Source organism: Affinirhizobium helianthi (genome assembly GCF_042680945.1).
Classification (GTDB): Bacteria; Pseudomonadota; Alphaproteobacteria; order Rhizobiales; family Rhizobiaceae; genus Neorhizobium; species Neorhizobium helianthi.
The window spans coordinates 103851-125017 of record NZ_JBHUEQ010000015.1; the positions used below are offsets into that span (position 1 = coordinate 103851).

Consider the following 21167-nt stretch of genomic DNA (forward strand, 5'->3'; position numbering starts at 1 on the left):
GATGCTGTGCGAAAACCTCAACCCCACACGACGCGCGTTCCTCGGCGCCTCCGGTGCAATGTTCACCTGGGCATTCATGCCAAAGTTCGCGCATGCGGCACAGGGACGCGATCCCCGTTTCATCACCATCATCCTGCGCGGAGCGCTCGATGGGCTCACCGCCGTGCCGCCGATCGGAGATCCGGATTATGAAAGTCTGCGCCAGACGGATGGCATCCCCTTTGGAGGTGAGAACTCCGTCCTTGCTCTGGACGGTTTCTTCGCTCTTCACCCATCCATGCCGAATTTTCAGCGTATGTTCCAGGCGAGGCAGGCCGCTGTAGTCCATGCCTGCGCCACTCCCTATCGGGAGCGCTCGCATTTCGATGGACAGGATGTTCTGGAAAGCGGCTACACAGTGCCCGGCCATGTGGAGAGCGGCTGGCTGAACCGCCTGCTGGAGGGGCTACCTGCCGGTGAGCGTATTGCACCCGGCCCTTCCGAACCGGTGCGTGGACTGTCGGTTGGCTCGACGGCACCGCTTGTCATTCGAGGAAAGGCGCCAGTTCTTGGCTGGGCACCTTCAATCCTGAGACAGGCAGATGGCGACCTGGCACCTCGTCTGGCAGACCTCTACGGCAAGACCGATCCGCTGCTCTTACAGTTGCTGAAGGAAGGTGTCGAAACAGGCAGGATCGCAGCCGGTCTCGACATGAAGGCCAAGGGTGGAGCGGGAGACCCGGACGGCATGGAGCAGATGGCACGCGGTGCCGCGCGCCTTCTTGCACAGACGGATGGGCCGCGCGTCGCCGCACTGGCTTTCGAGGGCTGGGATACCCACGCACAGGAGACCCAGCGTCTTGCCAAGCAATTGACCGGACTGGACGATGCCTTGCTAGCCTTCCAGCAGGAACTTGGTCCTGCCTGGGCAGACACTGCCATCGTTGTCGCCACGGAGTTTGGCCGCACGGCCCGGATTAACGGTACAGAAGGCACAGATCACGGTACCGCAACAACTGCCTTTCTGGCAGGCGGGGCTATTCGCGGTGGACGCGTGATCACCGACTGGCCGGGCCTGAAGGATAAGCAGCTCTTCGAGGGTCGCGATCTCGCCGCGACCACGGATTTACGGGCCGTCATCAAAGGTGTTGCGGTCGACCTGCTGGGCGCAGATGCCGTTCATCTTGCAGAAGCCGTATTTCCCGGATCGCAAGGCGTTACACCCATGAAGGGACTGATAACCTGACCCAGCGGCGGTTTGCAGTCCTCCTCTAGCCTTTCGATGATCTTTTTGACGCGATTGGGGGTCGGGGCCTCCGAAGCGGTCGTACTCAAAATCGTCAACACGATGTTGATGGGCTATTTCTGTGTTGATGAACGCCACTTCTGGCACATGGTGCAGGGATAGGTCGGCCCGCTTTTCGTCTCGGCAATCATGGCGTCGTCAGCCTATCTCACCGCGTTGCAATGGAACGGCACATTCTTGATCTATACCGTTTCCTTCCTTCTCTTCGCCGCCATGTATGTTTGAATGTACGAGCGGGGATCTGATAAGGTGCAGTTTCCGGCACAGATGCAGGCTAGCCATGCCGGAACAGGAGGCAGATGGATGTTTCTGGATCTTAAAAACTACAATCCAAAACCGGAACCGCCCCGGCAAGAACCAGCCAGACCGAACCTGACCGTCAGGCAGCAGAAACTCCTCGCCTGGATCATCTGCTTCAATGTGCTCCTTCTGCTCGTCGCCCCCATTGGCGGTGCGACCGCGATACAGGGCATTTTGTCTTTGATAATGGATTGGGGACAAAACTGAAATCAGGCTTGGGCGCAGGCAATTCCATTTGTCGGATGCGAGTTTCCTGGCCAACAGGAGAAAATCCGCGCGTGGATGATCGTGGAGGGTAGTGAGACGCCAAATCCATCGGCGCCTCCCCTGCAGCATATCACCTCAATGTTTTGAGCTTTCCGGTTCGGACAATTTGCGGTGTTGTTTGGCAAGCGTTCCGGCAGGCGTAACATTCGCCGCTGCTGTCATCATCTTGTTCTTCCAGCCCGCGACGACATCGCCTTCTCCGTCCATCATGGCCTCATAACCCACCTTTGCAACAAAGGCCGGATCGTCTTTCTTTGCCTGCCCTACGGGCGTATCCTCCATCTGGGCGCGATTGAAGAATTCCGTATCCGTCGCGCCTGGCATCAGGCAGGTGACCGACACGCCAGTGCCTTTCAGCTCCTCGCGCAGCGCAAAGGAGAAGGAGTTGATAAAGGCCTTGGTGCCATTATAGACGGCCTGAAAAGCGCCCGGCATGAAGCCAGCGATAGAGCCGGTGAACAGAATGCGGCCCTGCCCCCGAGCGCGCATCTGGTTGCCGACCGCGTGAACAAGGTGGAGGGTTCCGGTGATGTTGGTTTCCACCACATAGCGGATTTCCTGAAGATCCTGATCCAGAAAACCATCGCCCAGCCCACGGCCAGCATTGGCCAGGAGAAGATCCACAGGCCTGCCAAGTGCCTCGATGCCTGCTTTCAATTTGTTGACGCCATCAACCGTGGCAAGATCCACCTGAATGGCTTCCACTTTCGTGCCAAACTCCTTCAGCCGGGAAGCCGCCTGCATGATCTGCGCCTCATTGGCCGCAATGACGAGATCATAGCCATCCTGCGCTGCGCACTTCGCCAGTTCGTAACCGATTCCGCTCGAAGCGCCGGTCACAACGGCCAGTCCCTTTGCTGTTTCTACCGGGTTCATGATGGGCTCCTCATGGTTTCAGGACGACTTTGACGCAGCCGTCCTTCTTATCGCGAAACTTCTTGTAAAGCTCTGGTCCGTCTTCCAGAGTTCCACGATGGGTGATGATGAATGAAGGGTCGATCTGGCCTGTCTGAATACGCTCCATCAAGTTGGGCAGATATCGCTGCACCGGGGTTTGAGCCATCTTGAAGGTCAGGCCGCGATTGATTGCAGATCCCATCGGGATCTTGTCGAGAAGCCCACCGTAAACCCCGACAATCGACACGGTGCCAAAATTGCGGCAGCAATGGATGGCCTGGCGAAGAACATGGGGACGGTCTGTTCCCATGAAGGTGGCCACCTTGATGCGATCCAGGCGAGAATCCCAGCTGGCAGAGGCATCCGCTTCTGTTCCGACCGCATCGATACAGGCATCCGCACCACGGCCGCCTGTAAGGTCCATGATCTTGTCATAGATATCCTCATCCCTGAAATCGAGCGTCAAAGCGCCGGATTGATTGGCCATTGCCAGCCGCTCCGGCACGGTATCGACAGCTATGACCCGTTCAGCTCCCAGCATGAATGCAGATTTGATCGCCATCAGGCCGACGGGACCGCAACCCCATATCGCTATGGTGTCACCCGGTTGAATGTTACAGAATTCCGCAGCCATATAGCCGGTCGGGAAGATGTCGGAGAGAAACAGAACCTGCTCGTCGGTCAGCCCTTCCGGCACCTTGATCGGCCCGACATCCGCATAAGGAACACGCAGATGTTCCGCCTGCCCGCCGCTATAACCTCCCAGAAGATGGCTATAGCCAAACAGGCCAGCCGGGCTGTTGCCCCACAGCTTGGTGACTTTGGAACGGGATGGTTCGGGGTTGGAGCGTTCGCAGCCTGAGAAGAAGCCCCGCTGGCAAAAGAAGCACTCTCCGCACGAAATGGTGAATGGAACGACGACACGATCGCCGACCTTCAGCGTCTTGGTATCCTTGCCAACCTCCACCACCTCTCCCATGGTCTCGTGACCCATCACATCGCCGCTATGCATATCGGGCATGACCCCATCGAAGAGATGGAGGTCGGAACCGCAGATCGCGCAGGCTGTCACTTTAATAATGACATCGCGCCCATCTTCAATCTCTGGATCGGGAACGCTCTCGCAGCGAATGTCATGCTTGCCGTGCCAGGTCAGTGCTTTCATGCGGGGATCCTCGTGTTGAGCAGCGATGGCCATTGCTGCCGAATGAACTCGAGGGGCCGAACAGAGCTTGGCATGGATGGTTCCCGGAAAGCGCAAGCCTTCTGAAGCGCACACGCCTTAGCCTTGCGGCATGATGGAACCTCTGCACAGGCTTGAAGTTGGGTGACCTACAGAACCACAAAAGGAGAATCTAATGGTTACCATGGTCGGCAACGAATCCAGCATCGAGAAACTGGTCACCAACCTCATCTATCTCGAGCGGGACGCCATTGCGGCTTACGAATCCTGTATCGAGCGGTTGCGAGATCCTCAGCTGAGTAGCCAGATCGCTGCCTTCCGCCAGGATCATCTGCAGCATCTGGATGTGCTGAATGAGATGGCCCGCGAGCTGGGTGCAGAAGCCCCGACCGAAGGCGACATGAAACAGATGCTGACCACAGGCAAAATTGCACTTGCGGACATGATGGGCGATTCCGCCATCCTGAAGGCCATGAAGACCAACGAAGACGATACGGTGACGGCCTATGAGCGTGCCTCACGCCATGAAGCCGCCATTCCAAAATCACGCGCCTTCTTCGAAAAGGCCTTGCGTGATGAAGAGCGCCATCGCGCCTGGATGGATAGCGCCGCCAAGCAGATGTAAGCTGGATCCAGGAGAGCCGCACAGACAGTGGCTCTCCCACCCCCGGCACAAGGGTGAGCACCAGGGACATGCCAACGAGGCTGGATTCCGGTTCCGAGCGTTCGATTTCAGGCGGGACAAAGCCTTTGGGCATTCATAAAACGCCCGGAACTCTGTGGAATTCGGCATAGGCGCCGATAATTTTATTCCGCAGGGCGCCAATTCTGTGAAATAATTTCCCGACACCTGCAATAGTTTGTTGTCATTGATGAGCCTGAGTGGCACTTGGTCAGCATGCGCCAACGCTTCGACGTTTTCAGGAAGAGCCCATCATGAACTTCACGCTCAATCGACGCCAAGCCCTCATCGGTCTCGGTATGGCCAGTGCAGCAGCTTCTCTCGGCATGCCTGCCCGTGCGGCTTCCAAGCGAAATCTGGCAGTGCTGACACTTGCGAGCCATGCTCCCGGTTTCATCGCCTTTGAGCGCGGCTACTTCAAGGATGCGGGTCTCGATATCGAGCTGAAATTCTTCGAGGCGGCGCAGCCGATGGCCGTCGCGATTGCTTCCGGCGACGCCGAATTCGGTGTCACTGCCATGAGCGGTGGCTTGATAAGCCTTGCCCAGAAGAATGCAGTGAAGGTGGTTGGCGGAGCACTGACCGAGCAGAAGGGCATTGTGGGCGCTGTCATTCTGGCATCCAACAAGGCCTACGAGGCAGGGTTGACGAGTCCTGACAAGCTTGCGGGCAAGAGCTTCGGCATCACAACAGCGGGCTCTTCATTCCATTTTATGGCACATAAGATCGCGCAAGCGAACAACATCAAGCTGTCAGATATCCAGCTTCGCCCCCTCCAGAAGCTCGGCGCGATTGTGGGTGCCTTATCGACCGGACAGATCGATGCCTGGGCCATCCAGGCCAATGTGGCAAACAAGATGATCCGCGAGGGCGCTGCAAAGCAGATCGGTCTTGTTGCTGATTATGCGCCCAATTACCAGGTAACGACCGCCTTCACCTCGACAAAGAACGCCAGCGAAAACCGCGAACTGACAACAAGCTTCATCAGCGCCTATGCCAAGGCAGTGGATGATTACAATGCTGCCTTTGTCGACAAGACAGCGAGCGCCGACGAGCAGGATGCTCTGGCAAAGCTCGTTCATAAATATGTCGAGAAGGACAGCCCCTTCGAGGTCGCGAAACAAAACCTTATCGAAGGCGCCATGCGCATCAACCAGGGACTGGCCCTTTCGCTCGGCAGCTGCATCGAGCAGCTGGACTGGTTCAAAAGCGAAGGCATGGTGAAGGACGACGTTTCCAAGGAGCAGCTCTTCGATACGTCCTACGTCAAGACGATCTAAGCGTCGATGACGGCTCGTATGCGATTTGCGGTGCTCTTTCGATGGACCTGAAGCTTCAGAACATAAGTCACCGCTACGGCAAGATGGAGATATTGCGGGATATCTCACTGGATATCCCGCAAGGCCAGATCGTGTGCCTCATTGGGCCTTCCGGCTGCGGAAAATCGACGCTGCTTCGCTTCCTTGGAGGACTGGAACGGCCGGACTCCGGTGAAGTGCTGCAGGTGGGCCGACCGCCTGCAGATTGCCTCAACCCCCTGACCTATGTGTTTCAGCATTTCGCACTGCTTCCATGGCGGACGGTCGAAGGCAATATTCGCCTTGTCCTGGAGGATCACGGCCTTAGACGAAGTGAGATGGATGCCATCGTCAGCGATGTGCTGGAGCGCACACGCCTTACCGACTTCCGCACGGCACTGCCGAAACAGCTGTCTGGTGGCATGCGTCAGCGCGTCGCCATCAGTCGTGCCCTCGCGGTTCGCCCCGCCGTCATGCTCATGGACGAACCGCTATCGGCCCTGGACAGCCAGACACGTGAATTGCTGATGGACGATCTGATCTCGTTGTGGACCCGGCAGCCATTCACATCCGTCTATGTCACGCACAATCTCAACGAGGCCGTGAGACTGGGACACCGGGTTGTCGTGCTGTCGCGCCGTCCGGGACGTATTCGCGAGGTCGTCGACATCGACATCCCGCTCGCGGAACGGCATCTCGGCGATGCCCTTCTCGAAGAAAAACAAAAGCAGCTTTGGGAACTCATGCGCGAGGAAGCCATGGCTGCGGACAAGGAATTGACCGATGTCTGAGGCAAGCATGGTTTCAGAGCCTGCCGAAGCCCTGCCCGCAAAAGAAAAGCCGGCCGTGCAGCGCGTTGCCTTTCGCGGCGGCGGATTTTCACCCGTTCCCGTTCGCGGCGTTGCAATCGTGCTGTTCATCGCACTCCTGCTCCTCGCTGAGGCTGGCACGCGGCTGGGTATTATCTCCAGCCTCACACTTCCTCGCCCTTCGGCCGTGCTGGAAACGCTTGTCGATCTATGGACTTCGGGGGGCCTCTGGCGTCACCTCCTGCCCTCCCTTCAACGATTGATCGTAGGCGCAAGCCTCGGCATCGTCGCGGGCATCTCGCTTGGCGTTCTCATCGGCCTATTCAGCTATGTTCGTGCAGGACTCGTTCCCCTCGTCGCAGCCCTGTTTCCCATTCCGAAGATCGCGCTTTTGCCCCTGTTCGTCATCTGGTTCGGCATCGATGAGATGTCGAAATATGCGTTGATCGCGTTCGGCACGTTCACCCCGACAGTCGTTGCCACCTATGGAGCGGTCGACAACGTTGACCGATCCCTGATCCGAATGGGGCAGAGCTTTGGACTGAACTGGTGGTCGATCGTGCGCAAGATCGTTCTTCCAGGCGCGTTTCCGGCCATTCTGTCCGGCCTGCGTGTCTCGATCTCCATCGCAATCATCCTTCTTGTGGCTGCCGAGATGCTCGGCGCACAATATGGTATTGGCGCTTACATTCTCGAAGCCGGCTCGCTCTACGATCTGGAAAAGCTTTTTGCCGGTGTCACGATCCTCTCCACGCTGGGTCTCATCGTCAGCTTTCTTATTGGACAGGTGGAACGGACCTTCCTCAGCTGGCGGTAAGGTGGATCGGGGGACAAATCGGGCGAAATGCCGATGTTCGGGATGACATTCGGCCTTTCCGCCCCATCTCCCGGGTTCACAGCAATACCCGGAAATGTGGCATTTCATGAATAGCAAGACCGTCGGCTACCTCTATGTTCTCTCGGCAGTCGTCATCTTTGCGGGTCAGGACGCCTTCTCCAAATATCTCGGAGCCAAGTATCCGCCGATCATGGTGACCATGATCCGCTTCTGGGCCTTTGCCGCCTTCGTTTTGCTGCTCGCAACATCATCGGGCGGCATTCGCAAAGCTCTGGTCACGAAGCGGCCGCTTCTCCAGGTGGCGCGCGGTATCTTGCTCGTCACTGAAATTGTCGTGGTCATCTTCGCGTTCACGAAAGCGGGGCTCGCGGTCAGTCAGGCGATCCTGCAATCGACGCCGCTGATCGTCACCATTCTTTCAGTGCCCCTGCTCGGCGAAAAAGTCGGCATGAGACGAGGCGCCGCGATTGTGGTCGGGCTGATCGGCGTGATGATCATCTTGCGGCCAACGGACGTGAGAATCGAGATAACGCTGCTGATACCGCTGATTGCCGCCCTGATGTACGCGTTTTATGGGATCGCGACACGTGCCGTGAGCAGGCATGATTCAGCTATCACAAGCGTTGTCTATGCGGGCTTGATTGGCGCAGGCTTCATAAGCCTGATCGGTCCGTTTTACTGGACCCCCATCCGTATGGAGGATTGGCCGGCGATGGTTGCCCTGTGTATCTTCGGCAGCGTGAGCCATTACCTTCTGATCAAGGCCTACAGGCTGCTGACCGCCATAGAGGTTCAGCCGATCACCTATCTGCAGCTGATCCTGAGCATCATCATTGCCACCACCTATTTCGGCGAAACGGTCACCACAAACATGATCGTCGGCTCCATCATCGTTGTCGGGGCGGGCCTTTTCACCGTCTGGCGAGAGCACCACCTGTCGAAGCGGATCGCCGGACCGGATATCTGATTATTCTTCCGTGGGTGCGAGCCCATCGAACACTTCAAGCAGGGCATCAACGATCGCCTGCCCCAGCGCATTGCCGGTCAGTCCGAGGCGCCCTTCGTCCATATCACGTGCCGCGATGGCAAGATCGCCTCCCTGCTCTGCGACGATGGCCTGTGCTCTTTCGATTGCCCATTGGGCAAAGTCAGCGCGGCTTTCGATGATGACGGTGGTTTCCATGGCAGTTCTCCTCGTCGTTCAAGAGTTGCCACGTACCTTGACGTTATGACATCTCGTGGTTTGCAGCAGAACGTAAAGCGAGCCTGTTATGCCCGCAGACGCTCGTTGAAATTTCGCTTGCCGCCCTCGCACGATCCCTCGATGTGACGATCGAGCAGATCAAGCAGGGTTTGCGAACGGTACGGCTTTTCAACGAAATGACAACCTTCCGCAAGCTCGGACGCACTTGGCCTGTGCGCGCCCGATGTAACGATCACGAGGCTTTGTGAATAGCAGGAAGCAACCAGACGCATCAGGTCGAAACCATTTAGCGCGCCGGGCATATCCACATCGGTAATCACGGCATCAATGGCTTCGGCCTGACCGAGGATTGCCACAGCCTCCAGAACATTCGATGCCTCATAGACCTGAAAACCTTCATCTTCGAGAAGATCAACCAGAGCCAGACGAATGAGGATTTCGTCTTCCACGACCAGTACGGACTGCCGATCCTTCATCATGTGAGCCACTCCTAAGCTATCGTCCCACAACGCGTGTCAGCGGGTTTCAGTCCGGCCCCATCCACAAGTCTTTGCAAACATGTTTAATAAAACACAAAGATTCTCCGTATTTCTCCAATCTCGCTAGGCGCTCCAGCGTGTTTCGGCCAGATCGACCTCACGCACCAGCCGCCGTGCCAGATCATCAGGTAAACGTCCCTGGCGGCTGAGGCGAAAAAGCGCGTCGCGCTCCGCCCGCACAGCTGCAAGGCGCAATTGACGATCGATTGCCTGGATAGCCTTCAGCTGATCCGCCTCCTGGCCGCTTTTTGATCGTCCCTCGATCCGCTGCCGGTAGATGTCCATCAGCCTCGCCCCAGCCTGCGCGTAAAGATCAACATCCGGCCGCCCCTCGGCCAGTTCGTGCTGAACATTTTCAATGGCACGGATCGCAGCCTGCGCCGCGGCGATGCGTGCTTCGTCTTCCTGCTGCTGGTGGCCCGGTTCTGGCGGCAGTTCGAGGTTCCTGAGCAAGGGCGGCAGGCCGATGCTGGCCGCGATCAATGACACGATAATCACGCCCACCGCCAGGAAGATTGCCAGATCGCGTGCCGGAAACGGTGTTCCGTCATCCAGCGCGAGCGGCAATGTGAGAATGCCAGCAAGCGTGATCGCTCCGCGCACACCGGCAAGCGAAATCGCGATGATCAGCTTCCAGTGCGGCCTTCTGAAATTCTTTCCGGCAATAGAGACGCGAAACATGGTGAAGCGCAGCGATACCCAGACCCATGTCAGACGCAGCACAGCAAGCCCCAGCGAGATGGCACCGACATAGGCAATCAGCCAGACGGTTTCATCATGTCCCGTTTCCCGAACCACTTGTGCCGCCCCCGAAACAATGCGCGGGAGTTGTTCTCCGAGCAGAACAAAGATGACGCCATTCAACGTGAACTGGAGCATGTCCCAGACGGCAGTCCGACGTACCCTTGTGAGGGGTGTCGCCCGGCCTCGCTGTTCCGCATAGCTCATGGTGACACCGGCGGCGACCGCAGCAAGAATTCCTGAACAGCCCAGATGCTCGGCAACCAGATAGGCGCCAAAGGGGATCAACAGGCTGATCAGGATTTGCGATCCACTCTCCTCGCCCAGTTTGTGTGACACGTAGTCCTTGGCTTGCGTGACCGTCCAGGTGAGTACGACACCCACGACAATGCCGCCAAGAGCAAGCCACAGGAAGGCGCCGAAAGCGGAGGAAAGCGAAAAGCTTCCGCTCAGCGTGGCTGCGACGGCAAAACGCATGCAAACCAGACCGGACGCATCGTTCAGCAGCGACTCACCTTCCAGAATATGCATCAAACGACTGGGAACCGGCACTTTCGCGGCAATGGCAGAGACGGCGATGGGATCCGTGGGGGAGATGATTGCGGCCAGCGCAAAGGCAACCGTGAGCGGCATTGCTGGGATCAGCCAGTGGATGAACAAGCCCATGCCCAGAACGGTGACGATGACCAGGCCCAAAGCGAGTTCGAGAATGGTCGTCCTATCCTTGAAAAGCCGCTCCTTCGGAATGCGCCAGCCATCGAGGAAAAGCAAAGGCGGTAGAAACAGGAGGAAAAAGATATCCGGCTCCAGCATCACGCCGGAGCCAGTCAGCCCGGCAAGCGCTGCACCAAGAGCGATTTGCACGAGAGGGATGGGTAAAGCGACTGGGGAAAGGCGCACCACGATGGAGCTTGCCACCACTGCGACAAGCAGGATGAGCGCGATGCTGATGCTTTCCATGCCATTGACCCTCGTTGCAATCCGCTCTGCGGATGTGCGGCCCATGGCACCCAAGTCAACCCTGCCATCGGTGCCATGAGGCAAATGGCAGATAAAGAAAAGGCCCGCCAAGGCGAGCCCTTCCCATTATCGATGCGCAAGATGGTCTGCTTTCAACGCGTTTCGCAATATTGACATTCGCTCTTCACGCTTTGAGCCTCTCTTCTGGCGCATGACGTTTCGCAAGACTGCTGCCCAACCTTGCGCAACCTGTTTTAGAACTCATCCCATTTTTCGGCAGTGTTACCCAGCCCTACCGCGCTTGCCACCTTGGCCAGCATTTTGCGCGCGGGGGAAACCGCTGGTGCATGACCGGGCCTTGCCGCTTCAATTCGGGCAGGCTGAGAGCGAGTGTCGGAATTGCCAACGTCAAACTGTGAGATGATGTCCCGCAGACGGCGGACCTCAGAAGCAAGTGTGGCACTTGCTGCATTGGATTCCTCCACCATGGCGGCGTTCTGCTGTGTCACCTGATCCATCTGGTTCACGGCGGTGTTGACTTCCGCAAGGCCGACAGACTGCTCACGTGCAGATGTGGCAATCGCATCAAGCTGCGTGTTGATGGTAATGACCTGCTGCTCGATGACCTTCAGAGCTTCACCGGTATCCTGCACCAACTTCACACCCGTGCTCACCTCATCCCCCGAGTTGCGGATCAAATCCTTGATCTCCTTGGCTGCCTGAGCGGAACGCTGGGCAAGTTCACGCACTTCCTGCGCCACGACTGCAAAGCCCTTTCCGGCTTCACCGGCACGCGCTGCCTCGACGCCCGCATTCAGCGCCAAGAGGTTGGTCTGGAAGGCGATTTCGTCAATCACCCCGATGATGCTGGAGATCTGGCTTGAGGACTGTTCGATACGCTGCATGGCGCTGACGGCGCTGGACACGACTTCCGCCGAGCGTCTTGCAGACTGGTTTGCCTGGATAGCAACGTGGCGAGCCTCTTCCGTGCGCTTGGCAGCATTGGAAACATTGGTGGTGATTTCGTCGAGAGCGGCTGCCGTCTCTTCCAGTGAAGCGGCCTGCTGCTCCGTCCGCTTGGACAAATCCTCTGCCCCCTGGCTGATTTCACGGGCACCATTGTCGATGGAGCCACTGGCATCCATCACGGAACGAAGAGTATCCGCCAGCTGGACGACTGCCGAGTTGAAGTCAGAACGAAGAGCTTCGAAATCTGCCGCGAAAGGCTGATCGAGACGGAAGGTCAGATCGCCGTGCGAGAGCTTCTTCAGGCCTTGCGCCAAACCGGATGTTGCCTGTTCCATTTCGGCAGCGCGAATACGATCCTGTTCCGCAGCGCGCGCACGTTCAGCTTCGGTGGCTGAGCGAGCACCTTCGGCCTCACGTTCCAGTTCACGGGCCTTCAAACCGTTATCCTTGAACACCTGTACGGCGCGCGCCATGCCGCCCAGTTCGTCACGACGTTCCGTACCATCCACCTGGGCCGACAGGTCACCATTGGCCAGAACATTCATGGTTGACGCCATCGACTGAACGGGGCGAACAATCCAGGAGCGAATGGCGACGAAAGAGCCGAAGATGACGAGGGCGAGACCAGCGAGGGAACCACCGAGGGTAAGCAACACAGTGTCTCCAGCAGCTGTGCTAAGCTCCTGGGAATTCTTGGTTGAAGTCTCGTTGATCTCCGTCACCGCTTTGGTCATGGCTGGCGTGATCTGGACGAAAAGCGGCTGGCAGTCTTTCAGGAAGAGAAGCTGCGATGCTATAACTTCAGTTTCGATGGTCGACTTGCGCGCAGCATCAATTGAGGGTGCGCAACTATCGATAATTTTAAGACCTTGCGACTTCAAGTCTGCGATCTTTGCATTTCCAGGCATTGCCAGAGCGGCTCTATCCATGAAGTCGACGAAAGACTTCTGGTTGTTTTCCAACTCCTTACTTGCGGCTGCGTTCTGTTCATCCGTCCGAGCCATCAGCAAATCGCCAATTGACGCGCGTGATGCCTGAAGCGCTCTGTTGGCGCGGGCCAAATAGGTTGTTGCTACCGCCTCACCATCCAGCAGTCGGCTATACTCACTATCGATAAACTTGATCTTGAAAGCGGCATAGGTTGCCGCACCCATTGAGAAAAGGCCAAAAACGGCCAGGATGGTCATGAACTTTCCGATAATCGAGACGTTCTTCAAGGTCTGCTCCACGGCGATCGATTCTGCGAATGGCCGAGCAAATCATTCACCGGACATAGCAACCTTTGGCTGGAATTAGGGAATAACCTCTCTACCGATCTCCAGCCACGAAGAGAGGCGTCTACGAGAAATTACAGATACCGACGGGGGCACGCTCGAACCAAGGCCAGCGTCTGAACGATCCACCGGCTAGGCGGCTCTATCGCTCGTGTCTCTTTGGCGATCGTCTGATGCGCCTGGTTCAGCCGTATTTCCGTCAGCTTCTGTCTAACTGCCGCCTCGATAATTAGGCCACTCTCATTGACAACAGGTTAATCATTAAGAATATTCTTATCGTCTTACTAAATGCGACAGGGTAACGGAGAAGCGTTCACAGCATACCTATCCTTCTGGGCAAGAAGGGATGCCACTTGGACCAGGCGAATTACGCAACAAAGCTCATCACCATCAGATGCTGTCAAAATGATAACACGCATAGGGTGATCTTTTGACCACTGACAGAACGCTCATAGTGAAGTTGCTCGGTGTGATTTTGGCGCTGACCAACCTCCCGGCAAACCACCTGTCGGCAGCGCAGCGAGCTATCGCGCAGGCAGAGGGCGAACAAGAGGAGTGTCTTTATAGCCAGGAAAGAGGTGTGCGCAGCCTTTGCATCCACAAGACCAGCTTCAACAGTGACCTGTGCGCCGCGATTGACCTCTATTCTCGGGAAAACGAGATACCGCCGGCCTTCTTTGCCAGACTGATCTGGCGTGAGAGCCTGTTCAGACCGGAAGCGGTCAGTCCGAAAGGCGCGGAGGGTATTGCACAGTTCATGCCTGGAACGGCCAGGCTGCATGGCTTGAAAAACAGCTTCCACGTTCTCGACGCCCTTGATGCCTCGGCGCGTTATCTCAAGGCCCTAGAGAGGGAATACGGCAATTTCGGTTTCGCTGCCGCCGCTTACAATGCGGGCGAAAACGGGCTCACACGCTATCTCTCTGCAGGCCGTCTGCCTCTCGAAACCCGGGACTATGTGTTTGCAATCACTGGCCATCCGATCGAAACCTGGCGCGACAACCCTCCCAAGGTTGCCGCACCGGAACTCGATGAGACGCAATCCTTCTTGAAGGCCTGCACCACATTGGCAGAGACCCGCCGGATGAACGAACCCGTTCTTGCCAATGGGGCGGACTGGGCGCCATGGGGAGTTCAATTGTCTGCCCATCATAGACCGGCCATCGTCAACCGGCTGTTCGCCCGCGCCATCAACAGCCTTCCGGCACCCTTGAATGAGGAGCGGGCCCTCATCGTTCGGCAAAGGGGCGGAAACTTTGGATACCGCCCGCGCTACGCGGCAAGAATAGGACGCGAGACGCGGGCACAAGCAAACGAGCTATGCAAGGCTATAGAGGCGGCCGGAGGTGCCTGCACCGTCTTTGCGAACTAGAGCCGTTCCGGGTGAAACGAAATCATCCGAAACGCTCTATCTCTTTGCATTTTCACGGTCCCACGCAAAACTGCTGGCGCAGCCCCGCACAGATAAAAGCAGATACTAACGCCCGTAAACCTTAAGGGAAGCGGCCTACCAGCAGCAGAAGCCGCCATCCACGAGAAGATCGACACCTGTTACAAAGCTTGCCGCATCCGAGAGCAGGAAAACGGCAGGGCCAACCATTTCATCAACGGTCGCCATGCGCTGCATGGGTGTCTGCTCTTCGAAGAGCTTGGTCTGATGCACCATCTCAGGGCGCGTGTTCATAGGCGTGGCCGTGTAACCCGGCGAAATGGTGTTGACGCGAATACCACGGCCGACCCATTCCATAGCCATGGATTTCGACATGTGAATCACGCCAGCCTTGGATGCATTGTAATGGCACTGCATCAGGCCCCGGTTGACGATGACGCCGGACATGGACGCAATATTGACAATTGCCCCCCGCCCATGTTTCAGCATGGCTTGCGCTTCCGCCTGACACGACAGAAAGACGCCTTTCAGATTGATGTCCATCATGGTCTGAAATTGTTCTTCCGACATCTCTTCCGCCGGATTGGCATTGGCAATTCCGGCAGCATTGACCGCAAGCGACAGCGCCCCCAGCTCAGCCTCCGTACGTTCCACTGCCTCTGCAAGCGAAGACTTGGAGGTGACATCGGCGGCGATTTCGATGCAGCGACGGCCCGTCCTGCCAATGAAGTCCGCTGTCTGCTTCAAACCGTCATCGGTGCGACGATCGAGAAGCGCAACATCGGCCCCGCACTGTGCCAACCCCATGGCAATGCGTTGGCCGATGCCGCTGCCAGCGCCGGTGACCAGCGCCACCTGGCCCGACAGATCGAAAAGTTGAGGTGCATTGAGCCGAATGTCGGACATTTGGCTTCCTTTCCTTACAGTGTTGCCAATTCCATGATTGAAACATCATTCGCTTTATCGTGATCGAGAATGCCGGTTTGTCTGCCTTGCGCCAGAACGAGGATGCGGTTGGAAACACCCAGCACTTCTTCAAGATCGGAACTTACCACGATGACGGCGACGCCCTGCCGCGCGAGACCGGAAATAATGTCGTAGATACCAGCGCGCGCGCCGACATCGATACCACGCGTGGGCTCATCCAGCACCACGACCTTCGGATTGCGGATCAGCCATTTTGCGATCACGACCTTCTGCTGATTTCCGCCGGAAAGATCGGAAGCCGATTGGTCGGCCTTGCCCTTCACCCCAAAGGCGGAAATAGCCTTGTCGACGAGCGCGGACTTTTTGGAACGGGTTATCCAGCCACCCTCGAAGCGATCGAGATTGGCATAGGCTACATTCTCACCGATCTGGTGTTGAACGACGAGACCTTGCAGCTTGCGATCCTCCGGCACCATCACGAGGCCCTTTTCGATTGCATCGGCGGGACTTGAAAGCTTCAGCACTTCGCCGTTCAGACAAACCTCACCGCCACGAACCGGATCAGCGCCGCAAATGCAGCGCACGAGCTCGGTGCGCCCCGCACCGATCAGCCCCGCGATACCGAGGATTTCACCTTCATGAACGTCGAAGCTCACATTCTCGAATGCGCCATCCGCACCAGTCAGGCTCTTGACCTCGAGTACCTTGCGGCTCTCCGGCTGGGGCAAAGGCGGGAACATGCGTTCCAGAGATCGGCCTACCATGCTTTCGACAATGGTGCGTACCGGGGTCTTGCTATCGGCAAATTCATTGACGCGATGACCATCGCGCAGAACCACGATGCGATCGGCAATCTTGGCGATCTCTTCCATACGGTGCGAGATATAGATGATCCCGACACCCTCCGCCCGTAACTTGCGGACCTGTTCGAAAAGCGCTTCGGTTTCGGCACCGCCCAGTGCGGCAGTGGGCTCGTCGAGGATCATAAGTCTGGCATTGAGCGCCAATGCCTTGGCAATTTCGATCAATTGCTGATTGGCAGTTGAGAGCCCTGCGACCTTGCGCGTTGCCGGAATGTGCAGGTTGAGACGTGCCAGTTGCTCCTGGGCCCGCCGCACCATATCGGCGCGATCCAGTACGCCGTTCTTCATCGGCCATCTGCCTATGAAGACATTTTCTGCAATGGAAAGCTCTGGCAGAAGCTGGAGTTCCTGGTGGATGAGGACAACGCCCTTGTCGATTGCCTCTCTGGGCGAGGCGGGGGCGTAGGGTTTGCCCAGCCAGGTCATGCTGCCTTCAGATGGCGTTCTCGATCCGGCAATAATGCCGGAAAGCGTTGATTTCCCGGCACCGTTCTCGCCAAGCAAAGCCACCACTTCGCCGGGATAGATGTCCAGATCCATCTTATGCAGAACCTGCACCGGGCCGTAGCTTTTGCTGACGCCCTTCAAGCTCAGAAGCGGTTCTTTCACAGCCATTCTCCTCAAGCGGCCATCGCCTTTGGTCAAGAAAACGGCCCCGCTCATGCAAGCGGGACCGTCCGGGAGGTTATCAGGGATGTTCAGCGATGAAGCCGGCAACATTGTCCTTGGTTGTCAGCGTCGCATCCTGAAGCTGGACAGCGGGAACCTTTTCACCAGCCACGAGCTTCGTCGCCATCTCGACAGCCATGCGACCCATCTTCTGCGTCTGCTGGGTTGCCGTCACATCAAAAACGCCGTTCTTGAGGGCTTCAAGCGCTGCGGTATCGCCATCGAAGCCGCCAACCACGATCTTCTGGGAAGGATTGGCCACCTTGATAGCCTGGGCAGCGCCAAGCGCCAGACCGTCAGCCTGGGCAAACACAATGTTCACATCCGGGTTGGCCTGCAGCATGTTCTGCATGATCTGGAAGCCTTCGTCCTGGCTCCACATGTTCGACCACTGCTCAGCCACGATCTTTACGCCGGAATTGGCCTTGACCGCTTCCATGCAACCCTTTGTGCGGTCCACTTCAGGCGTCGTGCCTTTCTGGCCGTGGATGATGACCATCTTGCCCTTACCGCCAGCCTGCTTGATGATGTAATCGCACACAGCCTTTGCGGAAGAAACGGAATCCGTGGCGATGAACGTATCGCCGGGAGCACCATCGGCGTTGCGGTCAACGTTCACAACCGGAACCCCTGCGGCCTTCGCTAGCTTCACCGGCACGGTGGCTGCAGCGGCACCGGCTGGAATGTAGATGAGGGCATCGATATTCTGCGTCAACAGGTCCTGGATCTGGTTGACCTGGGTTGGGCCGTCACCCTTTGCATCAACGGTGATAACTTCAAGCCCGCGCTTCTTGGCTTCCGCCTCTACCGACTGCTTGATCTGGTTGAAGAAGTTTGCCTGCAGGTTGGCGACGGCCAGGCCGATCTTCTTGGCTTCCTTGGCCTGAACAGAACCAAGCGAAACAGCCAGAACGGCGGCAGAGGCGAGCAGGATGCGTGCGAATTTCATGTTTTCCTCCTGGGGTTGATCGGCCTGAAGGTTAGAACCTCCCCCCTCATGGCCGTTGCGACGCCCTCCCCCATTCAGGGAGGGAATTGGGTCGGCGGCAAGCAGTTGCCGCCAGTGTTAAGGTCAGCGGCTGCGCTTGCGCAGGGTTTCTGCAGCGACGGCAATGACAATCACCACGCCGATAATAACCTGCTGCAAAAACGGTGAGACGTTGAGAAGGTTAAGCCCGTTGCGCAGGACACCGATGATCAGGACGCCGATCAGCGTTCCGCCAATCCCGCCTGCCCCGCCTGAAAGGGACGTTCCGCCAATCACCACCGCTGCAATCGTGTCCAGCTCATAGCCAAGACCGCTGGAAGGCTGCACCGAGTCGAGACGCGCGGCCAGAACGATACCGGCAAGGCCAGCCAGCATGGAGCACAGGACATAAACTGCGACAGTGACGCGCGGCACATTGATACCGGCCAAGCGAGCCACTTCGGGATTGCCACCCACAGCATAGAGCATGCGGCCTTCCGCACGGAATTGCAGGAAAATCCAGGCGGCCAAAGCCACGATCAACATGATGAAGACAGTTGCTGTGAGAATGCCGAAATGGCGGTCAATGGCCAGCATCATGAACCAATCGGGAAAGCCGACAATCTGCTGGCCATCGGTGATCATGTTGGCGACGCCACGTGCGACAGACATCATGGCAAGCGTTGCAATGAAGGCCGGCACACGGAAACGCGTAATCATCAATCCGATCACAAGACCGCTGAGGGCGGAAGCCAGAAGCGCAAATGGAATGGCCACCGCCATAGGCAGCCCGGCCACATTGGCCGTCCAGCCCATCACCATCATCGAAAGTGCCAGCACTGAACCGACAGAAAGATCGATGCCGCCGATCAGGATCACGAAGGTCATCCCGACGGCCATGATACCAAGCACGGTGATCTGATCGAGGATGTTCAATCCGTTGCGCAAGGACAGGAAACTGTCACTCATGACGCTCAGGAATAAGCAGAGCGCCACAAGCCCGAGCAGCGGCCCCGTTGCGCCAGATAGCCAGGCGAGGCCTTTTCGTGTTGATGTTGCTTGTTTTACATCCAGCGAAACCATCTGTCCTCCCGATCAGCAGCCATAGGCAACAGCCGATCTGCATAAATATTCGCGTTTGTTATTTAATTCGATAGCAATGCCTGCTGAGGCTGTCAACTCGGTTCAGGACGGCTTTTCAGTCTCAGCGCAAATTATATTTTTTGTCCGGCGGGTTGACTCGAATCCAGTTCGTGCAAAAATATCGCTAGTCGCATATTTATGCATTAAGAGGTTTTCATGCAGTCGCAAGAACTGGAGCGCGTGGCGCGCCAAATCCGCAGACGCGATCTTCAAGCCGTTTTTGAAGCGGGTGCGGGCCACATCGGTGGTGAAATGTCTGCCATCGACATTATGACCGCATTGTACTTCCGGGTGCTGCGGATCTATCCCGATCAACCAAGGCATCCAGAGCGCGATCGCTTTGTGCTGTCGAAGGGTCACACGGCCTGTGCACTTTATGTGACGCTGGCAAAGCGTGGCTTCTTCCCGGAGGAGGAATTGAGCACATTCCTTCAGCCCGGGTCACGCCTCAACGGCCATCCCAACTGCAACAAGGTTCCGGGCGTGGAAACAAACACCGGGCCGCTTGGTCACGGCCTTCCGGTTGCCGTGGGCATGGCCAAGGCCGCCAAGCTGAGCGGTGCGGGCTACCATACCTATGTCATGACCGGCGACGGAGAAATGCAGGAAGGCTCAAACTGGGAAGCCATTATGGCAGCCGCGCAGTTTGCCCTGAATAACCTGACGTTGATCATCGATCACAACCGTTTCCAGCAGGGCGCAGCTCTCGCCGATACAAATGACATCGCACCTCTTCGCCCCAAGCTTGAAGCTTTCGGTTGGGACGTGTCGGAAATCGACGGGAACAGGATGTCTGAGATCGTTCCCGCCCTGGAGAAGCGGAGCGAGAGACCGCATTGCATTGTCGCCCATACCAACAAGGGCCATGGCATTTCCTTCATGCAGGACCGGGTGGATTGGCATCACAAGGTTCCCAACCGGGAACAGTACGAAATTGCCCTTGCAGAACTGTCGGAGTCCAACTGATGAATGCTCTTGCCCCCACCGGAAAGCTGCATGATTGCCGCGATGCCTTTGCTGAAACACTCGAGCGGCTGGCAGCGACAAACGAGGCCATCGTTGCAGTGTGCAATGACTCCGTTGGCTCCTCAAAGCTTGGCGGCTTCAAGACCAAGTTCCCGGACCGCCTGGTCAATGTCGGCATTGCCGAGCAAAACATGGTCGGCGTCGGTGCAGGTCTTGCCAATGGCGGCCGCCTGCCCTTCGTCTGTGGTGCCTCCTGCTTCCTGACAGGGCGCGCGCTGGAACAGATCAAGGCCGACATTTCCTACTCCAACGCGAATGTGAAGTTGATCGGCATATCCTCCGGCATGGCCTATGGGGAACTCGGACCAACGCATCACTCCATCGAGGATTTTGCCTGGACTCGCGTTCTGCCCAATCTACCGGTGATCGCACCCTGCGACCGCATCGAAACGGCAGCGGCCGTGGAGTGGGCTGCGAATTACGATGGTCCGTGCTTCCTGCGCCTGTCCCGCGTTGGCGTGCCCGATCTTCTGCCGGAGGGGCATGTTTTCGTGCCCGGCAAGGCAAATCTCTTGCGGGAAGGCAGGGATCTGACGTTGATTGCAAACGGCACGCTGACCCACCGCATGATGACGGCGGCTTCACTCCTTGCACAGCATGGCATTGAAGCGCGCGTTCTCAACATGGCAACGGTTCGCCCTATTGATGAAGAGGCCATTGTGGCCGCCGCTCATGAGACCGGCGCCATTCTGACAGCGGAAGAGCATTCGATCTTCGGGGGCCTTGGATCTGCTGTTGCAGAGGTGGTCGTTGATCAAGCCCCGGTGCCCATGAAGCGTCTGGGAGTACCCGGTGTTTATGCTCATACCGGCTCTGCCGAATTTCTGCTGGATGAATTCGGCATGGCGGCGCCTTCAATCGTAGAAGCGGCACTTGCTCTTCTCAAGCGCAAGTAATTCAACATCTGGTACGAGGGCCGGTCTTGCAGCCGGCCTT

At 57.4% G+C, this 21167-nt stretch carries 20 protein-coding genes; 10 read left to right on the top strand and 10 right to left on the bottom strand.

Annotated features, from left to right (window positions below; genetic code table 11):
- The first annotated feature begins 1 nt into the window (after position 1).
- Together ACFSE1_RS08145 and ACFSE1_RS08150 are read left to right on the top strand one after the other, a co-directional pair.
- Positions 2 to 1225 (top strand): DUF1501 domain-containing protein, encoded by a 1224-nt coding sequence (locus tag ACFSE1_RS08145; RefSeq protein WP_377399068.1) that lies wholly within the window; start codon positions 2 to 4, stop codon positions 1223 to 1225.
- A 363-nt stretch (positions 1226 to 1588) separates the two neighbouring features.
- Positions 1589 to 1792, top strand: coding sequence for a hypothetical protein (locus ACFSE1_RS08150; protein WP_377399071.1), 204 nt, complete (start codon positions 1589 to 1591; stop codon positions 1790 to 1792).
- Positions 1793 to 1927: 135 nt separating this feature from the next.
- Here ACFSE1_RS08150 and ACFSE1_RS08155 read toward each other — a convergent pair whose 3' ends face one another.
- Both ACFSE1_RS08155 and ACFSE1_RS08160 read right to left on the bottom strand, forming a co-directional pair.
- Complete coding sequence (locus ACFSE1_RS08155) at positions 1928 to 2728, bottom strand: SDR family NAD(P)-dependent oxidoreductase (protein ID WP_377399074.1); 801 nt, start codon at positions 2726 to 2728, stop codon at positions 1928 to 1930.
- A 10-nt stretch (positions 2729 to 2738) separates the two neighbouring features.
- Complete coding sequence (locus ACFSE1_RS08160) at positions 2739 to 3914, bottom strand: zinc-dependent alcohol dehydrogenase (protein ID WP_377399077.1); 1176 nt, start codon at positions 3912 to 3914, stop codon at positions 2739 to 2741.
- Between the two features lie 193 nt (positions 3915 to 4107).
- Between ACFSE1_RS08160 and ACFSE1_RS08165 the strand changes: the two genes are divergently transcribed.
- The 5 genes from ACFSE1_RS08165 to ACFSE1_RS08185 all read left to right on the top strand — a co-directional run bounded on the left by ACFSE1_RS08165 (position 4108) and on the right by ACFSE1_RS08185 (position 8526).
- Entirely contained in the window at positions 4108 to 4557 is a 450-nt protein-coding gene (locus tag ACFSE1_RS08165) for a DUF892 family protein (protein WP_377399080.1), read from the top strand.
- Positions 4558 to 4868: 311 nt separating this feature from the next.
- Positions 4869 to 5894 carry an ABC transporter substrate-binding protein gene (locus ACFSE1_RS08170; protein ID WP_377399083.1) on the top strand — a complete coding sequence of 342 codons (1026 nt, stop codon included), beginning with the start codon at positions 4869 to 4871 and terminating at the stop codon, positions 5892 to 5894.
- 41 nt (positions 5895 to 5935) lie between these two features.
- On the top strand, positions 5936 to 6703 hold the full coding sequence (locus ACFSE1_RS08175) for an ABC transporter ATP-binding protein (RefSeq protein ID WP_377399086.1): 768 nt from the start codon (positions 5936 to 5938) through the stop codon (positions 6701 to 6703).
- Between the two features lie 7 nt (positions 6704 to 6710).
- Complete coding sequence (locus ACFSE1_RS08180; RefSeq protein WP_377399781.1) at positions 6711 to 7538, top strand: ABC transporter permease; 828 nt, start codon at positions 6711 to 6713, stop codon at positions 7536 to 7538.
- Positions 7539 to 7644: 106 nt separating this feature from the next.
- Positions 7645 to 8526, top strand: coding sequence for a DMT family transporter (locus ACFSE1_RS08185; RefSeq protein WP_377399089.1), 882 nt, complete (start codon positions 7645 to 7647; stop codon positions 8524 to 8526).
- Here the strand turns inward: ACFSE1_RS08185 and ACFSE1_RS08190 are convergent, their stop codons facing one another.
- From ACFSE1_RS08190 to ACFSE1_RS08205, 4 genes are all read right to left on the bottom strand, one after another.
- Entirely contained in the window at positions 8527 to 8742 is a 216-nt protein-coding gene (locus tag ACFSE1_RS08190) for a hypothetical protein (RefSeq protein WP_377399092.1), read from the bottom strand.
- An 86-nt stretch (positions 8743 to 8828) separates the two neighbouring features.
- Positions 8829 to 9242: a response regulator gene (locus tag ACFSE1_RS08195; RefSeq protein ID WP_377399095.1), complete on the bottom strand. Its 414-nt coding sequence runs from the start codon at positions 9240 to 9242 to the stop codon at positions 8829 to 8831.
- Between the two features lie 123 nt (positions 9243 to 9365).
- Positions 9366 to 11003 (bottom strand): Na+/H+ antiporter, encoded by a 1638-nt coding sequence (locus ACFSE1_RS08200; protein WP_377399784.1) that lies wholly within the window; start codon positions 11001 to 11003, stop codon positions 9366 to 9368.
- A gap of 254 nt (positions 11004 to 11257) precedes the next feature.
- Positions 11258 to 13159, bottom strand: coding sequence for a methyl-accepting chemotaxis protein (locus tag ACFSE1_RS08205; protein WP_377399098.1), 1902 nt, complete (start codon positions 13157 to 13159; stop codon positions 11258 to 11260).
- A 538-nt stretch (positions 13160 to 13697) separates the two neighbouring features.
- Between ACFSE1_RS08205 and ACFSE1_RS08210 the strand changes: the two genes are divergently transcribed.
- Positions 13698 to 14618 carry a transglycosylase SLT domain-containing protein gene (locus ACFSE1_RS08210; RefSeq protein WP_377399787.1) on the top strand — a complete coding sequence of 307 codons (921 nt, stop codon included), beginning with the start codon at positions 13698 to 13700 and terminating at the stop codon, positions 14616 to 14618.
- A 135-nt stretch (positions 14619 to 14753) separates the two neighbouring features.
- Here the strand turns inward: ACFSE1_RS08210 and ACFSE1_RS08215 are convergent, their stop codons facing one another.
- The 4 genes from ACFSE1_RS08215 to ACFSE1_RS08230 all read right to left on the bottom strand — a co-directional run bounded on the left by ACFSE1_RS08215 (position 14754) and on the right by ACFSE1_RS08230 (position 19145).
- Positions 14754 to 15542 carry an SDR family oxidoreductase gene (locus ACFSE1_RS08215; protein WP_377399101.1) on the bottom strand — a complete coding sequence of 263 codons (789 nt, stop codon included), beginning with the start codon at positions 15540 to 15542 and terminating at the stop codon, positions 14754 to 14756.
- Between the two features lie 14 nt (positions 15543 to 15556).
- Positions 15557 to 17035, bottom strand: coding sequence for a sugar ABC transporter ATP-binding protein (locus ACFSE1_RS08220; protein WP_377399104.1), 1479 nt, complete (start codon positions 17033 to 17035; stop codon positions 15557 to 15559).
- Between the two features lie 79 nt (positions 17036 to 17114).
- Positions 17115 to 18044 (bottom strand): sugar ABC transporter substrate-binding protein, encoded by a 930-nt coding sequence (locus ACFSE1_RS08225; RefSeq protein WP_377399107.1) that lies wholly within the window; start codon positions 18042 to 18044, stop codon positions 17115 to 17117.
- Between the two features lie 123 nt (positions 18045 to 18167).
- Positions 18168 to 19145, bottom strand: a complete 978-nt coding sequence (locus ACFSE1_RS08230) for an ABC transporter permease (RefSeq protein WP_377399110.1) — start codon at positions 19143 to 19145, stop codon at positions 18168 to 18170.
- A 216-nt stretch (positions 19146 to 19361) separates the two neighbouring features.
- Here ACFSE1_RS08230 and ACFSE1_RS08235 point away from each other — a divergent pair, with 216 nt between their 5' ends.
- Together ACFSE1_RS08235 and ACFSE1_RS08240 are read left to right on the top strand one after the other, a co-directional pair.
- Complete coding sequence (locus ACFSE1_RS08235) at positions 19362 to 20171, top strand: transketolase (RefSeq protein WP_377399113.1); 810 nt, start codon at positions 19362 to 19364, stop codon at positions 20169 to 20171.
- Complete coding sequence (locus ACFSE1_RS08240; RefSeq protein ID WP_377399116.1) at positions 20171 to 21127, top strand: transketolase family protein; 957 nt, start codon at positions 20171 to 20173, stop codon at positions 21125 to 21127. Before ACFSE1_RS08235 ends, ACFSE1_RS08240 begins: the two co-directional genes overlap by 1 nt.
- Positions 21128 to 21167 lie beyond the last annotated feature (40 nt).

Bases quoted from the DNA above. Each gene is read 5' to 3' on its own strand.
- ACFSE1_RS08170 (WP_377399083.1), top strand. From the start codon at position 4,869: ATGAACTTCACGCTCAATCGACGCCAAGCCCTCATCGGTCTCGGTATG.
- ACFSE1_RS08215 (WP_377399101.1), bottom strand. From the start codon at position 15,542: ATGTCCGACATTCGGCTCAATGCACCTCAACTTTTCGATCTGTCGGGC.
- ACFSE1_RS08240 (WP_377399116.1), top strand. From the start codon at position 20,171: ATGAATGCTCTTGCCCCCACCGGAAAGCTGCATGATTGCCGCGATGCC.
- ACFSE1_RS08165 (WP_377399080.1), top strand. From the start codon at position 4,108: ATGGTTACCATGGTCGGCAACGAATCCAGCATCGAGAAACTGGTCACC.
- ACFSE1_RS08180 (WP_377399781.1), top strand. From the start codon at position 6,711: ATGGTTTCAGAGCCTGCCGAAGCCCTGCCCGCAAAAGAAAAGCCGGCC.
- ACFSE1_RS08200 (WP_377399784.1), bottom strand. From the start codon at position 11,003: ATGGAAAGCATCAGCATCGCGCTCATCCTGCTTGTCGCAGTGGTGGCA.
- ACFSE1_RS08175 (WP_377399086.1), top strand. From the start codon at position 5,936: ATGGACCTGAAGCTTCAGAACATAAGTCACCGCTACGGCAAGATGGAG.
- ACFSE1_RS08145 (WP_377399068.1), top strand. From the start codon at position 2: ATGCTGTGCGAAAACCTCAACCCCACACGACGCGCGTTCCTCGGCGCC.
- ACFSE1_RS08150 (WP_377399071.1), top strand. From the start codon at position 1,589: ATGTTTCTGGATCTTAAAAACTACAATCCAAAACCGGAACCGCCCCGG.
- ACFSE1_RS08160 (WP_377399077.1), bottom strand. From the start codon at position 3,914: ATGAAAGCACTGACCTGGCACGGCAAGCATGACATTCGCTGCGAGAGC.
- ACFSE1_RS08190 (WP_377399092.1), bottom strand. From the start codon at position 8,742: ATGGAAACCACCGTCATCATCGAAAGCCGCGCTGACTTTGCCCAATGG.
- ACFSE1_RS08205 (WP_377399098.1), bottom strand. From the start codon at position 13,159: ATGACCATCCTGGCCGTTTTTGGCCTTTTCTCAATGGGTGCGGCAACC.
- ACFSE1_RS08185 (WP_377399089.1), top strand. From the start codon at position 7,645: ATGAATAGCAAGACCGTCGGCTACCTCTATGTTCTCTCGGCAGTCGTC.
- ACFSE1_RS08155 (WP_377399074.1), bottom strand. From the start codon at position 2,728: ATGAACCCGGTAGAAACAGCAAAGGGACTGGCCGTTGTGACCGGCGCT.
- ACFSE1_RS08235 (WP_377399113.1), top strand. From the start codon at position 19,362: ATGCAGTCGCAAGAACTGGAGCGCGTGGCGCGCCAAATCCGCAGACGC.
- ACFSE1_RS08195 (WP_377399095.1), bottom strand. From the start codon at position 9,242: ATGATGAAGGATCGGCAGTCCGTACTGGTCGTGGAAGACGAAATCCTC.
- ACFSE1_RS08225 (WP_377399107.1), bottom strand. From the start codon at position 18,044: ATGAAATTCGCACGCATCCTGCTCGCCTCTGCCGCCGTTCTGGCTGTT.
- ACFSE1_RS08230 (WP_377399110.1), bottom strand. From the start codon at position 19,145: ATGGTTTCGCTGGATGTAAAACAAGCAACATCAACACGAAAAGGCCTC.